This window comes from Phenylobacterium aquaticum, from assembly GCF_022695515.1.
GTDB lineage: Bacteria > Pseudomonadota > Alphaproteobacteria > Caulobacterales > Caulobacteraceae > Phenylobacterium > Phenylobacterium aquaticum.
Map to the genome: position 1 here is coordinate 101,562 of NZ_JALDPT010000010.1, position 13,849 is coordinate 115,410.

General features: G+C 70.9%; 12 protein-coding genes and 3 pseudogenes. 10 read left to right on the forward strand and 5 right to left on the reverse strand.

The window, feature by feature from the left end:
* Positions 1 to 41: 41 nt before the first annotated feature.
* From ahpF to MQH10_RS09640, 3 genes and pseudogenes are all read right to left on the reverse strand, one after another.
* A complete protein-coding gene (gene ahpF, locus MQH10_RS09630) occupies positions 42 to 1,616 on the reverse strand; it encodes an alkyl hydroperoxide reductase subunit F (protein WP_242563837.1) in 1,575 nt (524 codons plus the stop codon).
* Positions 1,617 to 1,726: 110 nt separating this feature from the next.
* Positions 1,727 to 2,289, reverse strand: a pseudogene (gene ahpC / locus MQH10_RS09635) (alkyl hydroperoxide reductase subunit C).
* A gap of 282 nt (positions 2,290 to 2,571) precedes the next feature.
* Positions 2,572 to 3,603: an aspartate-semialdehyde dehydrogenase gene (locus MQH10_RS09640; protein ID WP_242563838.1), complete on the reverse strand. Its 1,032-nt coding sequence runs from the start codon at positions 3,601 to 3,603 to the stop codon at positions 2,572 to 2,574.
* Positions 3,604 to 3,697: 94 nt separating this feature from the next.
* Here MQH10_RS09640 and MQH10_RS09645 point away from each other — a divergent pair, with 94 nt between their 5' ends.
* On the forward strand, positions 3,698 to 4,084 hold the full coding sequence (locus tag MQH10_RS09645) for a PaaI family thioesterase (protein WP_242563839.1): 387 nt from the start codon (positions 3,698 to 3,700) through the stop codon (positions 4,082 to 4,084).
* Here the strand turns inward: MQH10_RS09645 and MQH10_RS09650 are convergent.
* Positions 4,081 to 4,500 carry an EVE domain-containing protein gene (locus tag MQH10_RS09650; RefSeq protein WP_242563840.1) on the reverse strand — a complete coding sequence of 140 codons (420 nt, stop codon included), beginning with the start codon at positions 4,498 to 4,500 and terminating at the stop codon, positions 4,081 to 4,083. The two genes, MQH10_RS09645 and MQH10_RS09650, sit on opposite strands and share 4 nt — an antisense overlap.
* A 162-nt stretch (positions 4,501 to 4,662) precedes the next feature.
* On the opposite strand from MQH10_RS09650, the gene MQH10_RS09655 reads away from it, so the two are divergent.
* The 9 genes and pseudogenes from MQH10_RS09655 (at position 4,663) to MQH10_RS09690 (ending at position 12,788) form a co-directional block, all read left to right on the forward strand.
* Positions 4,663 to 6,249 (forward strand): M16 family metallopeptidase, encoded by a 1,587-nt coding sequence (locus MQH10_RS09655; RefSeq protein ID WP_242563841.1) that lies wholly within the window; start codon positions 4,663 to 4,665, stop codon positions 6,247 to 6,249.
* Positions 6,240 to 7,496 (forward strand): M16 family metallopeptidase, encoded by a 1,257-nt coding sequence (locus MQH10_RS09660; RefSeq protein ID WP_242563842.1) that lies wholly within the window; start codon positions 6,240 to 6,242, stop codon positions 7,494 to 7,496. Before MQH10_RS09655 ends, MQH10_RS09660 begins: the two co-directional genes overlap by 10 nt.
* A complete protein-coding gene (locus MQH10_RS09665) occupies positions 7,493 to 7,999 on the forward strand; it encodes a tetratricopeptide repeat protein (RefSeq protein WP_242563843.1) in 507 nt (168 codons plus the stop codon). The genes MQH10_RS09660 and MQH10_RS09665 overlap by 4 nt, the downstream gene beginning before the upstream one ends.
* Positions 8,000 to 8,017: 18 nt before the next feature.
* Positions 8,018 to 8,668, forward strand: a pseudogene (locus MQH10_RS26365) (tetratricopeptide repeat protein); the annotation flags it as partial.
* A 50-nt stretch (positions 8,669 to 8,718) separates the two neighbouring features.
* Positions 8,719 to 9,129: pseudogene (locus MQH10_RS27055) on the forward strand (tetratricopeptide repeat protein); the annotation flags it as partial.
* A 41-nt stretch (positions 9,130 to 9,170) separates the two neighbouring features.
* Complete coding sequence (locus MQH10_RS09675; RefSeq protein ID WP_242563844.1) at positions 9,171 to 9,590, forward strand: tetratricopeptide repeat protein; 420 nt, start codon at positions 9,171 to 9,173, stop codon at positions 9,588 to 9,590.
* Positions 9,591 to 9,678: 88 nt separating this feature from the next.
* Entirely contained in the window at positions 9,679 to 11,097 is a 1,419-nt protein-coding gene (locus MQH10_RS09680; protein WP_242563845.1) for a pyridoxal phosphate-dependent decarboxylase family protein, read from the forward strand.
* 49 nt (positions 11,098 to 11,146) lie between these two features.
* A complete protein-coding gene (locus tag MQH10_RS09685; protein WP_242563846.1) occupies positions 11,147 to 12,073 on the forward strand; it encodes a bifunctional helix-turn-helix transcriptional regulator/GNAT family N-acetyltransferase in 927 nt (308 codons plus the stop codon).
* 67 nt (positions 12,074 to 12,140) lie between these two features.
* The gene (locus tag MQH10_RS09690; protein WP_242563847.1) at positions 12,141 to 12,788 is read left to right on the forward strand and encodes a DUF6134 family protein; all 648 of its coding nucleotides are present in this window, start codon (positions 12,141 to 12,143) and stop codon (positions 12,786 to 12,788) included.
* Here the strand turns inward: MQH10_RS09690 and leuB are convergent.
* Positions 12,785 to 13,837 carry a 3-isopropylmalate dehydrogenase gene (leuB, locus tag MQH10_RS09695; protein WP_242563848.1) on the reverse strand — a complete coding sequence of 351 codons (1,053 nt, stop codon included), beginning with the start codon at positions 13,835 to 13,837 and terminating at the stop codon, positions 12,785 to 12,787. The genes MQH10_RS09690 and leuB overlap by 4 nt on opposite strands.
* Positions 13,838 to 13,849 lie beyond the last annotated feature (12 nt).

Sequence of the window (13,849 nt, forward strand, 5' to 3'; positions counted from 1 at the left end):
CTAACCCTCTCCCGCAGAGCGGGAGAGGGAACACGCGGGGCCTAAGCCGCCTGCGCCTCGGCCTCGACTGGGGCGAGGCGGATCAGGTGGTCGAAGGCCGAGAGCGCGGCTTTCGCCCCGTCGCCGGCGGCGATGATGATCTGCTTGAACGGCGTGGTGGTGGCGTCGCCGGCCGCGAACACGCCCTTGAGCGAGGTGGCGCCATGGGCGTCGACCTCGATCTCCCCGCGCGGCGACAGGGCCAGAGCCCCCTTCAGCCACTCGGTGTTGGGCACCAGGCCGATCTGGACGAAGATCCCCTCCAGCTCCAGCCCGTGCAGGGACTGGTCCGTGCGGTCCTGCCAGGTCAGGCCGATGACCTTCTCGCCGTCGCCCAGAACCTCGGTGGTCAGCGCCGAGGTCAGCACCGTGACGTTCTTCAGGCTGAACAGCTTGCGCTGCAGCACGGCGTCGGCCCGCAGCTGGCTGTCGAACTCGATCAGGGTGACGTGGGCGACGATGCCCGCCAGGTCGATGGCCGCCTCGACGCCGGAATTGCCGCCGCCGATCACCGCCACGCGCTTGCCCTTGTAGAGCGGGCCGTCGCAGTGCGGGCAATAGGCCACGCCCTTGTTGCGGTAGGTCTCCTCGCCGGGGACGCCCATCTGCCGCCAGCGGGCCCCGGGGGCCAGGATGACGGTCTTGGCCTTCAGGGTCGCGCCGCTCTCCAGCGCGATCTCGGTCAGGCCGCCCGATTGGGTCAGGCCCACCGCCTTCTGCAGGTTCATGACGTCGACATCATAGTCGCGGACATGGGCTTCCAGGCCGGAGACCAGCTTGGGGCCCTCGGTGTGCGGCACGGAGATGAAGTTCTCAATGGCCATGGTGTCGAGCACCTGGCCGCCGAAGCGCTCGGCCGCCAGGCCGGTGGCGATGCCCTTGCGGGCCGCATAGACCGCCGCGGCCGCGCCGGCCGGGCCGCCGCCCACCACCAGCACGTCGAACACCGGCTTGGCGGCGATCTTCTCCGCCTCACGGGCGATCGCGCCGGTGTCGAGCTTGGCCAGGATCTGTTCGACGCTCATCCGGCCCTGGTCGAAGGTCTCGCCGTTCGCGAGCACTGTCGGCACGGCCATGACCTTGCGGGCCTCGACCTCGGCCTGGAACAGGGCGCCGTCGATGGCCGTGTGGCGGATGTTGGGATTGAGCACGCTCATCAGGTTCAGCGCCTGCACCACGTCGGGGCAGTTCTGGCAGGTCAGCGAGAAATAGGTCTCGAAGCTGAACGGGCCGGGCAGGGCCTTGATCTGGGCGATGACCTCGTCGGAGACGCGCGGCGGGTGGCCGCCGACCTGCAGCAGGGCCAGCACCAGGGAGGTGAATTCGTGACCCATGGGCAGGCCCGCGAAGACGATGCGCGGGGTCTCGCCGGGCAGGGTGATGCCGAAGCTCGGCGTGCGGGCGTCGTCGCCGTCGAGGCGGAGCGAGACCTTGTCGGAGACCGAGACGATGTCTTCCAGCAGGTCGCGCATCTCGGCCGACCTGGGCTGGGCGTCGAGGCTGGCGACCAGCTCCACCGGATGGCGGAGGTTCTCCAGATAGGTCTTGAGCTGGGACTTCAGGCTTGCGTCCAGCATGGCGGGCTCCTGCGCGACAGCGCGAATTGCGGAAATTCAAAGGGGGTGCGTCGCCGCCGCCCTGTCTGGGGGAGACGGGGGACGGGCGGCGGCGACGCGGGGCAGTTCGTTTAGATCTTGCCGACCAGGTCGAGCGACGGGGCGAGGGTCTTCTCGCCTTCCTGCCACTTGGCGGGGCAGACTTCGCCCGGGTGCGAGGCCACGTACTGGGCGGCCTTCACCTTGCGCAGCAGTTCGAGCGCGTCACGGCCGATGCCGCCGGCGGTGATCTCGACGATCTGGATCTTGCCCTCGGGGTCGATCACGAAGGTGCCGCGATCGGCCAGGCCGGCTTCCTCGATGAGGACGTCGAAGTTGCGCGAGATCGTCGTCGTGGGGTCGCCGACCATCACGTACTGGATCTTCTTCACGGCTTCCGAAGTGTCGTGCCAGGCCTTGTGGGCGAAGTGGGTGTCGGTGGAGACCGAATAGATCTCGACGCCCAGCTTCTTGAACTCGGCGTAGTTATCGGCCAGGTCCTCGAGCTCGTCGGGCAGACGAAGGTGAAGTCGGCCGGGTAGAAGAACACCACCGACCACTTGCCCTTCAGGTCGGCGTCCGTGACGGTGATGAACTTGCCGTTCTGGAAGGCTTCGGCTTTGAACGGCTTGATTTCGGTATTGATAAGGGACATCGCGCTCTCAAGGTTGGCGTTTCGGGAGGAAACGAGAGCTGTCCTACACCGCGCCGCAGCATTGGTGAAATTGATAGTTTTTGGGATTGAGATAGATTTTATCTATCAACGTCGCGACGCCGCGCCATCCCCCACAGATGTCATCCCGGAAAGCGCGCAGCGCTTGTCCGGGACCCATACGCGCAGGGCCTGCAGGTTGGATCGGTGACTATAGGTCCCGGTCTTCCCCTGCGGGGAAACCGGGATGACAGGGGGAGGACGCGCGCCCTCCCCGCTGAGGCGCTAGGCCAGGGTCTTCTGGCCGATCAGGCCGCGCTCGTGCAGCAGCTGGGCGATCTGGACGGCGTTGAGCGCCGCGCCCTTGCGCAGATTGTCGGCCACGACCCACATGTTCAGCCCATGCTCGACGGTCGGGTCATTGCGGATGCGGCTGACGAAGACCGGGAACTCGCCCTGGGCCTCCTTCGGCGTCATGTAGCCCTTGTCGTGACGCTGATCGATGACCACCAGGCCGGGGCTGTCGCGGAGGAGGTCGCGGGCCTCGTCGGCGTCGAGGTGTTCGTGGAACTCGATGTTCACAGCCTCGGAGTGACCCACCATCACCGGCACCCGCACGCAGGTGACGGTCAGCTTGATGTCGGGATCGATCATCTTGTGGGTTTCATTCCACATCTTGGCTTCTTCGTCGGTGTAGCCGTCGTCGTCGAAGGCGCCGATATAGGGGATCACATTGAAGGCGATCTGCTTGGGGAACTTCTTGGGTTCCGGCGCGCCGAGGACGAAGACGCCCTTGGTCTGGTCCCACAGCTCGTCCATGCCTTCCTTGCCGGCCCCGGAGACCGACTGATAGGTCGAGACCACCACCCGCTTGATGCGCGCGCGGTCATGCAGCGGCTTCAGGGCCACCACCAGCTGGGCGGTGGAGCAGTTGGGGTTGGCGATGATGTTCTTGCGGTCGGCCCACTCGACGTCGTCGGGATTCACCTCCGGCACGATCAGGGGGACGTCGGGGTCCATGCGCCAGGCCGAGGAGTTGTCGATCACGATCGGACCGGCCTCGCCGATCTTGGCGGCCCACTGCTTGGAGAAGGCGCCCGAGACGCTCATCAGCACCAGGTCGACGGTGGAGAAGTCGAACTGCTCCACGTCCTGGCACTTGATGATCTTGTCGCCGAACGAGACCTCGACGCCGATCGACTTGCGGCTGGCGATGGCGTGGATCTTGTCGACGGGGAAATCGACTTCCTCGAGGATGTTCAACATCTCGCGGCCCACATTGCCTGTGGCGCCCACGATGGCGACGCGATAGCCCATCGGGGTCTCTCCCTATGAAAAGCGGAGCGTCCCGTTACGCCTAAGGGGCGGCGGGCGCAAGGCGAGGCCGCGGTTGACCAGCAAGGACAGGATGATGGCGCAGGACACCGGAATGCCGTTCTCAAACCTGATGGGGGTCGAGATCACCGAGCGGGCCAAGGACCGGGTGGTCGGAAACCTGGTGGTGCGCGAGGACCTCTGCACGGCCGGCGGCATATTGCACGGCGGCGCCTTCATGGCCTTCGCCGATGCGCTGGGCGCCATCGGCGGCTTCCTGAACCTGCCCCCCGGCGCGCGGACCACGACGCTGGAGTCCAAGACCAATTTCCTGGGCTCGGCCAAGGTCGGGACCACGGTGACCGGCGAAGCGACGCCTTTGCATATCGGCCGGCGCTCCAGCGTCTGGCAGACCAAGGTCACCAGCGCCGAGGGCAAGCTGCTGGCCCTGATCCTCCAGACCCAGATGACGGTGGAGCCTTAAGTCTCCGACATCCTCAGGATCACGTCCCATTCCTCCGGCGTGATCGGGCAGACCGACAGGCGGAACTGGCGGAACATGGCCATGCCGGCGAGCACCGGTTCGGCCTTCATGCGGGCGAGCGTCACCGGCGACTTCAGCGCCCGGACCGGGGCGAACTCCACCGCCACGAAGCGGCCGGCCGGATCGCTGGGATCCAGGAAGGCCTCGCGCACCACCTTGGCGATCCCCACCACCGCCAGGCCGTCGACCGAGTGATAGACGAAGGTCTCGTCGCCCAGCTTCATGGCCTTGAGATAGAGGGCGGCCTGGTTGTTGCGCACCCCGTCCCAGACCGTGCGGCCGTCGCGCACCAGGTCGTCGAAGCCGTATTTGGCGGGCTCGGACTTCACCAGCCAGTGCGACGGCGTCTGATCCATGTGGGCGTCCCTCATCGACGACGCCGGGAAGCGCGCCGCGACCTCCAGTTTGGCGATCCGTCGGCCGCCTGCCAAGCGGGATGCGAACAGGGCGTGAACAAAAAGATTGGCGAAATCCCAGTTTTGAGTACCTTGGGTTGCGGGAGCGTGAGGGGGAACGGGGTGAAAAGGACCTGCGGACGGGGCGGCGCGACGACGCTGTTCCTGGGAGTCTTGCTGCTAGGCGCCCTGGTCGGCGCCGCGCCCGCTCAGGCTCAGTCCACGGCGGCGGCGGACCTGCCCCAGGACCCCGCCCTGCGCAGCGGGACCCTGGACAACGGTCTGCGCTATGCGGTGATCCGCAGCGCCGCGCCCAAGGGCTCGGTCTCCATCCGCTTCGCCGTCGATGTCGGCAGCTATGAGGAGGCCGAGAGCGAGCGCGGCCTCGCCCACTTCGTCGAGCACATGGCGTTCCGCGCCACCACCCACTTCGAGGAGGGCCGGCTGGAGCACGACCTGGCCGAGCTGGGCGTCGCGGCGGGCCGCGACCACAACGCCTTCACCCAGATGTTCTCCACCTTCTACCAGCTCGACCTGCCGGACGGGGACGCCGCCCGCCTGGGCCTCGCCTTCCGCTGGCTGCGGGACGTCGCCGACGGGGTGGTCTTCGCCCCTGAGGCGGTGGAGCGCGAACGGGGCGTGGTGCTGGCCGAGAAGGAGGCGCGCAACTCCAACGACCAGGTGGCCGAGGACGCGATCACCCGGTTCCAGGGGCCGGAGCTGCGGTCGACGGCCCGGGCGCCGATCGGTCTGGAGGCCGTCCTGCGCCGGGCCTCGGCGGAGGATCTGCGCCGCTTCCACGACCGCTGGTACCGCCCCGAACACGCCGTCGTCGCGATGGCCGGCGACCTGCCGGTCGAGGTGATGGAGGGCTGGATCAAGGGGGCCTTCGAGACCTGGAAGACGGCCGGACCGCTGCCGGCGCGGGCCTCGCGGGCCGCCCCCGATCCGCGGCGGGGCGTGGACGCCCTGACCCTTCCCGACGCCGGCTTGTCCGACCGCCTGGATGTCTGCCGGCTGAGGCCCGGCGGGCCGGTGGGCGCGCTCAGCCTGGCGGACCGGCGCGCCGCCGACCTGCAGGATCTGTGGGTCACCATCCTCAACGCCCGGCTGGCGGCCCGCGCCGATCACGACCCGACCCTTCTCGACGGCCAGGCGTCGATCTATGGCGCCGCGCGCGACGCGGCGGCCACCTGCCTGGAGATCGCGCCAAAGGGCCAGGCCTGGGCCGGGGCCCTGGCGGCCGCCGAGGCCGAATTCCGCCGGCTGCGCCAGGACGGTCCGACCGAGACGGAGCTGGAGGCGGCCCTGGAGGTTCGCCGCGCGACCCTGCGCGGCGGGATCTCCGTGGTCTCCACCGAGACCGCCAACGACCTGGCGGACGAGATCCTGCAGACCCTGCTGACCCGCGCGGTCTTCGTCGAACCCCGCCAGCTGCTGCGGGCCTACGGGGTGGAGATGGAGAACGTGACTCCGGAGGACGTCCGCCTGGCCGCCGTCCGCGACTGGGCCGGCTCCGGGCCGCTGATCGACGCCCAGGGCGAGGCGCCGCCGGCCCGCGCGGCCCTGATCGACGCCTGGCGTCAGGCCGAGGCGGCCCCGGCGCTGGCCGCCTTCCAGGATCCGCCGACCCCGACCTGGGCCTATGAGGATTTCGGCCGCGGCCGGGTCGGAAGCGCCGCGAGGCGAGCCCGGATTTCGTGCGCCTGACCTTCCAGAACGGGGTGGTGCTGAACTTCAAGACCACCACCTTCGCCAAGGATTCGGTGGAGGTGCGCATCGCCCTGGGGGCGGGACGGCGCGAGATCCCGCCCGGCGAGCTGTTCACGGCCCGGGTGGTCGCCGACCTGGTGCTGTTCGGCGGGCTCGGCAAGCAGTCCTATCGCGAGATCGACAACGCGCTCGCGCCCCTGGACTGGCCGTTCCAGTTCGAGGTCCAGGACAAGGCCTTCGAACTGTCGGCCTCGCCGCTCACCAGCAATCTGGAGACCCAGCTTGAGGTGATGGCCGCCTATGTCAGCGATCCCGGCTTCCGGCCGCAGATCGACGCCCGCATCCACGCCGCGGTCGACCAGGCCTATCGCGACTATCGGACAGATCCGTCGAGCCTCGTCTCGGCGGTCCCATTCGCCCTGCTGGCGCCCCGCGCCGGCCAGGTCCCGCCGCCCCGCGCCCAGTTCACGGCGCCGACCGCCGCCGAGGTCGCCCGGCTGTTCAAGGGGCCGCTGACCGAGGCGCCGCTGGAGGTCACCCTGGTGGGCGACGTGGACGAGAAGACCGCCACGGCCCTGGTCGCCCGCACCTTCGGCGCCCTCCCGCCGCGCGCCGATCGCCCTCGGGCGCGGCCCGACATCGTCTTCCTGCGGTTCGGCGAAACCCCCGCGGCCCCCGTGCGCCTGACCCACCAGGGACCGTCCGACCGGGCCATGGTCGGCCTGACCTGGCCCCTGTTCGTGGGCGGGGCGGACACCCGCCGCGAGGAAGCCGCCGTCGATCTCCTGGCCGACATCTTCTCCGACGCCCTGGTCCACGGGGCCCGCGACCGGCTGGGCAAGACCTATTCGCCCGAGGTCCACGCCTATGTCACCGACGGCGGCGACCAGGGCGTGCTGGAGGCCCAGGTCGAGACCTATCCCGCCGATGTCGAGGCGGTGCGGGTCGAGGCCCTGGCCGTCGCCGCACGGCTTTCGCGCGGCGAGATCACCGCCGCCGAGCTGGAGGCGGTCCGCCAGCCGCGGCTGAGCGGCATGGCCGAGCGTCGCCAGGCCAACGCCATCTGGGCGGCCTATCTGTCGGGCTCCAGTCGCCAGCCCCAGCATGTCCGCGACCTGAGCCAGAACCCGCAGCTGGTGGGCGCGATCGGCCTGGAGGAGGTGCGCGCCGCCGCCCGCCGCTGGCTCGGCCCAGCCCCCCTGCAGATCACCGTCCTGCCTGGTCCGGAGGAGACCGCCCGATGACCCGCGCCCCGGCCTTCGCGGCCCTGACCCTGCTGCTCGCCCCCCTGCCGGCCCTGGCGGGCTCGGCCGCCGAGACCTGCGCCAAGGCCGAGGAGCCCGCGACCGCGCGGCTCACCGCCTGCGCCGCCCTGCTGCAGGACGCCGCCCTCCCCACCGCGGACAAGGTCGCGGTCCTGAACATCCGCAGCAGCCTGATGCTGGATCTCGACCGGCCCAAGGACGCCATCGCCGAGGCGAACGCGGCCCTGGCCCTGGCCCCGGGGAACGCGCTCGCCCTGAATCTCCGCGCGGAGGCGGAGCAGAACCTTGGTCAATTCCCCGCCGCCCTGGCGGATGTGCGGGCGGCCCTGGCCGCCGATCCGCGCAGCATCCGCACCCTGCTGAACCTGGGCGCGATCCTGCGGGCCTCCGGCGCCCCGCCGGAGGCGGAACGGGACGCCTATGACAAGGCCCTGGCCATCGCGCCCGACAATCCCTACGCCCTTGCGGTGCGGGCCGGCTGAAGCGCGGACGCCGGCCGCTGGGCGGAAGCGCTCGCCTATTTTGAGCGGGCGCACCAGGCCGCGCCCGGGGACGGCGACATCCTGGCGCGCCGCGGCGAGGCCTATCGGGAGCTGGGTCGGGACACCGAGGCCCTGGCGGACTTCAAGGCCGCCGTGAAGGCTGATCCCGAGGACCAGACCGCGCTCTATGACCTGGGCTATATGCAGGCCAGCCGGGACGACTACGCCGGCGCGCTCGCCACCGCCGACCGGCTGTTCAAGCTGTCGCCCGAGACGGGCGCGGGGCTGTTCATCCGCGCCGCCGTGCTGCGCGCACAGAACAAGATTCCGGAGACCATCGCGGTGCTGGAGGATCTCGTGAAACGCGATCCCGAGCACGGCGTCGCGCACAAATCCCTGGGCCGGCTCTACCTGGACACGGATCGCCCCGCTCTGGCCGAGAAAGAGGTCGCCGCCGCCCTCGCGCTCAAGGCCGATGACGCCGAGGCCCTGCTGCTGCGGGCCGACATCCGCGCCGCCCAGGGGGACTTCAAGGCCGCCCTGGCCGACGACGAGAAGGCGGTCAGCCTCTCGCCGGACTTCGACGGGTTCAACAATCGGGGCCTGCACCGCAGCGCCTTGGGCGACCACAAGGCCGCCCTGGCGGACTTCCGCAAGGCCGCCGAACTGGACCCGCAGTCTTCCGGCGCCTGGTACGAAATGGGTCAGGAGCGCGCGCACTGGGCGATCCGTCGACCGCCGCCGAGGCCGCGGATCAGGCGCTTCGCCTGTCCCCCGACGATTCCGCCGCCTGGGGGCTGCGCGCGGCGGTCTATGCCGACGCCGGCGACTGGGCCCAGGCCGCCCCGGCCTATGAGCGGGCCGGCGACTTTCTCTACGCCGCCGAGTCCTGGGGCGCGGCGGGCGACGCGGCCCGCGCGCTGAAGGCCTATGACCGGGCGGTGAAGGACGACCCGAAATCGGCCCTGGCCTGGCGGGAGCGGGGCGATCTGCTGGTCGACCAGGGCAAGTCCCGCGAGGCCCTCAAGTCCTTCGATCAGGGCCTGGCGCTCGCGCCCGCCGACGCCCGCCTCCTGGTCAGCCGGGCCGGCGCGCGGGCGAGCCTCAAGGATCTCGCCGGCGCCAAGGCCGACTTCGACGCGCCGCGGCGGCCGAACCCAAGGCGGCCTTCGTGTTCAACGCCCGCGGCCTGGACGCCGCCGGCCGCGGCCAGCAGGACGAGGCCATCGCCGAATATGACCGGGCCATCGCCCTGGATCCGAAATTCGCCGACGCCTTCTACAATCGCGCGCTGGCCCTGATGGAGCAGAACCATAACGACCGTGCGATCCGCGACCTGAACGCCGCCCTGGGCCTCGACCCCAAGGACGCCATGGCGCTCGCGCTGAAGGGCGAGGCCTTCCGCCGCCTGGGGGATCACGCCCGGGCGCTGGAGGAGCTCGACGCCGCCATCGCTCTCGACCCCGACATGGCGGTCGCCTTCTGGCGGCGCAGCCAGGTCCAGGCGGCCCTGGGCGACAAGACCGCCGCCGAGGCCGACCGGGCCCGCGCCCTGAAACTGGATCCGGATATCGGCCGGTCCGAGAGCTGAGCGAGGACCGAAATCCGCCGGTCCGCCGATTGACCCCCGCGGCGGGGCCTGACCTTCTGGCCCCCAACCGCCGCCTCTGGGACGCCTCATGACCATCGCCGCTCCGGATCGGGCCGCTCTGCAGCGGGCCTTCGATCACGCCCTGGCCTATCTTGAGGGGCTGGATCAGGCGCCCGTGGCGTCCCGGGCCGGCCTGGAGGACCTGCGCGCCGCCCTGGGTCACGCCTTGGGCGACGCGCCCCTGGCCGCCGAGGCGGTGATCGACGCCCTGGTCGCCGACGTGGCCGGCGGGCTGCATGGCTCCCAGGGCGGGCGGTTCTTCGGCTGGGTGATCGGCGGCGGGGTCCCGGCCGCCATCGCCGCCGACTGGCTGACCTCCGTCTGGGACCAGAACGCCTGTCTGCACGCCTCCGGCCCCGCCGCCGCCGTGGTCGAGGAGGTCGCCGGGGCCTGGCTCAAGACCCTGTTCGACCTGCCGGCCGAAGCCAGCTTCGCCTTCGTGACCGGCTGTCAGATGGCCCATGTCACCTGCCTCGCCGCCGCCCGCCACGGGGTGCTGCGCGATCGCGGCTGGGACGTGGAGCGCAAGGGCCTGGCCGGCGCGCCGCCGATCCGGGTGCTGGCCAATGCCGACCGCCATGGCTCGGTCGATGTCGCCCTGCGCATCCTGGGCCTGGGCACGGACGCCCTGCGCCCCCTGGCGCTCGACGCCGAGGGCCGGGTGAGCCCGGACGAACTGCGCGCCGCCCTGGCCGAGGGCGACGGCCCGACCATCGTCATCCTGCAGGCCGGCGAGCTGAACTGCGCGGCTTTCGATCCGTTCCGCGACCTGATCCCGATCGCCAAGGCGGCCGGCGCCTGGGTGCATGTGGACGGCGCCTTCGGCCTGTGGGCCAAGGTCAGCCCGACGCGTCGGACCCTGGCTGACGGCGTGGAGCTGGCCGATTCCTGGAGCACCGACGGCCACAAATATCTGAACGTCCCCTATGACAGCGGCCTGGCCTTCGTCCGCGATGCGGAGGCCCATCGCGCCGCCATGACCATCGCCACCAGCTACCTGCCGGCCGGCGGCGGGGTCGCCCGCGATCCCATCGACTGGAATCCCGAGCTGTCGCGCCGCGCCCGCGGCTTCCCCATCTATGCCGCCCTGCGCCAGCTGGGCCGCAGCGGACTGGCTGCGCTGGTCGACCGGACCTGCGACCACGCCCAGGCCCTGATCGACGGCATCGGGGCGCTGGACGGCGCGGAGAAGATCTCGGGCTCCGGCCTGAACCAGGGGCTGGTGCGCTTCCTCGCCCCCGGGGCCGGGGCGACGCAGGCCGACCACGACCGGCGCACCGACCAGGTGATCGCAGCGATCAACGCCTCCGGCGAGGCCCTGTTCGGCGGGGTCACCTGGCGCGGTCGCCGTTGCATGCGGGTCAGCGTCAGCAACTGGCGCACGGACGAGGCCGATGTCGCCCGCGCCGTGGCGGCGGCACGGGCGGCGCTGGCGGCCACGAACTAATTGACTCCGTCAATTATCTTGGTGTCTCCTGGGCGGCCAGGAGATGCCTATGTCCGAGCCGTCCGCCGACCCCGTGGCCCTGATCCGGGCGTTCAACCGCTTCTACACCCGCCGCATCGGCGCCCTCGACGACGCCCATCTGGGCGGCCCGTTCAGCCTGGCCGAATGCCGTGTGCTCCACGAACTGGCCGTCGCGGCCGCGCCGCTCACTCCGTCCCAGGCGGCGGAACAGGCCGGGCTGGATCCGGGCTATCTCAGCCGCATCCTCCGGCGGTTCGAGGCCGAGAGCCTGACGGTCAGCGCCCGCTCACCCGAGGACGGCCGCAGCCGGGCCCTCGGTCTGACGCCCCAGGGCCACGCCGCCTATGATCGCCTGCGCGCCGAAGCCGAAGGCGCGGTCGAGGCCATGATCGGCGCCCTTTCCGCCGAGGCGCGGACGCGGCTGACCCGCGCCATGGGCGAGATCGAGACCCTGCTGACCGCGCCTTCGGCGGGCGAGATCCGGCTCCGGCCCCACCGGGTGGGGGACATGGGCTGGGTGATCGAACGCCACGCCGCCCTCTATGCCCGCGACTATGGCTGGGACGAGCGGTTCGAGGCCCTGGTCGCGCGAATCTGCGCCGATTTCATCGAGGCCTTCGATCCGGCCCGCGAGCGCTGCTGGATCGCCGAGCGCGACGGGGTGCGGCTGGGTTCGGTGTTCCTGGTCAAGGGCGACGCCCCCGGCGAGGCCAAGCTGCGCCTGCTGCTGATCGAACCCTCGGCGCGGGGCCTGGGCCTGGGCAAGCGGCTGGTGGCCGAGTGCGTCGCCTTCGCCCGCGCCAGCGGCTATGCCGAGATCAGCCTGTGGACCCAGTCGATCCTGACCGCCGCGCGGGGGATCTACGCGGCGGCGGGCTTCGAGCTGATCGACGAGACGCCGCACACCCGCATCGGCGTGCCCCTGGTCGGCGAGACCTGGCGCCTGCGGCTCTGAGGCCGCCCATGCATCCCCACGGGGGGTCTGCGCGTATCGGCAGGGTCCCGTTCGACGGAGAAGCCCCATGCCTCAGACCCTCGAAGGCCTGTCCCGCCGCGCCCTGATCGGCTGCGGCCTGGCCCTCGCCGCCCCGATCGGCGCCTGGGCAGGGCCCCCGCGGCGGCTGGTGTTCGGCGTCTATCGCAACGGCGTCCATATCGGCGAGCACCAGATGAGCTTCGACGGCGACCCGGCCGCGCCCCTGGTCACCACCGAGGTGCAGATGCTGGTCAAGCTCGGCCCCGTGCCGGTCTATCGCTATCGCCACCACGCGGTGGAACGCTGGCGGGACGGCCGCTTCGCCAGCCTGGAGACCACCACCGACGCCAATGGCAAGGCCCAGAAGGTCGAGGCCCAGCGCCAGGCCGGAGGGGTCGTGATCGAGACCGGCAAGGGCCGCATCTCGGCGCCGGCCGGGACCTCGCCCTTCACCCACTGGAACGCCCAGGCCCTGGCCGGACCGCTGTTCAACCCGCAGGAGGGCAAGCTTCTGAAGGTGACCGCGCGGCGGCGCACCGACGGCCTGACCACACCCGGCGGCCGGGCGGCGGCCGCCCTGTGGTCGGTGCGCGGCGAGGCCGAGATCGACGACTGGTATGACGCCGACGGCGCCTGGCTGGCCCTCAAGGGCAAGCTGAAGGACGGCTCGGTGATGGAATATCGGCGGGTCTAGAGCGCCGCGAGCACCGCATCGCCCATCTGGACCGTGGTCAGGGCGCCGCCCAGGTCGCGGGTGCGGGCGCCGGCGTCCAGCGCCTTGATCACCGCGGCATAGAGCCGGTCGGCGGCCTCGGCGCGGTCCAGCGACCAGCGGAGCGCCATCTCGAAGGACAGGATCGCCGCCAGCGGATTGGCGACGCCCTGGCCGGCGATGTCCGGCGCAGAGCCGTGGATCGGCTCATAGAGGCCGGGCTTGCCCGCCGCGCCCAGGGCCGCCGAGGGCAGCATGCCCAGCGAGCCGGTCAGCTGGGCGGAGATGTCCGACAGGATGTCGCCGAACAGGTTGTCGGTGACCATGACGTCGAACTGCTTGGGGTTCTTGACGATCTGCATGGCGGCGTTGTCGGCCAGGATGTGCTCCAGCTCGACGTCGGCATAGTCGCGCTTGTGCAGGTCGGTGACCACGCGCCGCCAGAGCAGGCCGGAATCCATCACATTGGACTTCTCGGCCGAGGTCACCTTGTTGCGGCGGCCGCGGGCCAGTTCGAAGGCGACGCGGGCCACGCGCTCGATCTCGGCGGTGGTGTAGACCTGGGTGTCGACGGCGCGCTGGCCGCCCTCGGCCAAGTCCTCGATATAGCGGGGCGAGCCGAAATAGATGCCGCCGGTCAGTTCGCGGACGATCATGAAGTCCAGCCCCTCGACCACCTCGCGCTTGAGGCTGGAGGCGTCGGCCAGCGCATTGAAGCACAGGGCCGGACGCAGGTTGGCGAAGACCTCCATGCCGGCGCGCAGCGCCAGCAGGCCGGCCTCGGGGCGCTTGTCGCGGGGAACGTCGGCCCACTTGGGCCCGCCGACCGCACCCATCAGCACCGCCTTGGCGGCCTTGGCGGCGGCCAGCGCCTCCTCGGTGAGCGGCACGCCGTGCGCGTCATAGGAGGCGCCGCCGAACAGCCGCTCGCCGATCTGCAGGTCGGGGGTAAGCGCATGGGCCACGCGGCGGACCTCCGCCACGACTTCAGGGCCGATCCCGTCGCCGGGCAGGATGAGCAGGTCGGTCATGGGGAAACCCTT

Excerpts from the sequence above, each read along its gene's own strand:
- ahpF (WP_242563837.1), bottom strand. The coding sequence starts at position 1,616 with ATGCTGGACGCAAGCCTGAAGTCCCAGCTCAAGACCTATCTGGAGAAC.
- MQH10_RS09640 (WP_242563838.1), bottom strand. The coding sequence starts at position 3,603 with ATGGGCTATCGCGTCGCCATCGTGGGCGCCACAGGCAATGTGGGCCGC.
- MQH10_RS09645 (WP_242563839.1), top strand. The coding sequence starts at position 3,698 with ATGGCGCAGGACACCGGAATGCCGTTCTCAAACCTGATGGGGGTCGAG.
- MQH10_RS09650 (WP_242563840.1), bottom strand. The coding sequence starts at position 4,500 with ATGGATCAGACGCCGTCGCACTGGCTGGTGAAGTCCGAGCCCGCCAAA.
- MQH10_RS09665 (WP_242563843.1), top strand. The coding sequence starts at position 7,493 with ATGACCCGCGCCCCGGCCTTCGCGGCCCTGACCCTGCTGCTCGCCCCC.
- MQH10_RS09680 (WP_242563845.1), top strand. The coding sequence starts at position 9,679 with ATGACCATCGCCGCTCCGGATCGGGCCGCTCTGCAGCGGGCCTTCGAT.
- MQH10_RS09685 (WP_242563846.1), top strand. The coding sequence starts at position 11,147 with ATGTCCGAGCCGTCCGCCGACCCCGTGGCCCTGATCCGGGCGTTCAAC.
- MQH10_RS09690 (WP_242563847.1), top strand. The coding sequence starts at position 12,141 with ATGCCTCAGACCCTCGAAGGCCTGTCCCGCCGCGCCCTGATCGGCTGC.
- leuB (WP_242563848.1), bottom strand. The coding sequence starts at position 13,837 with ATGACCGACCTGCTCATCCTGCCCGGCGACGGGATCGGCCCTGAAGTC.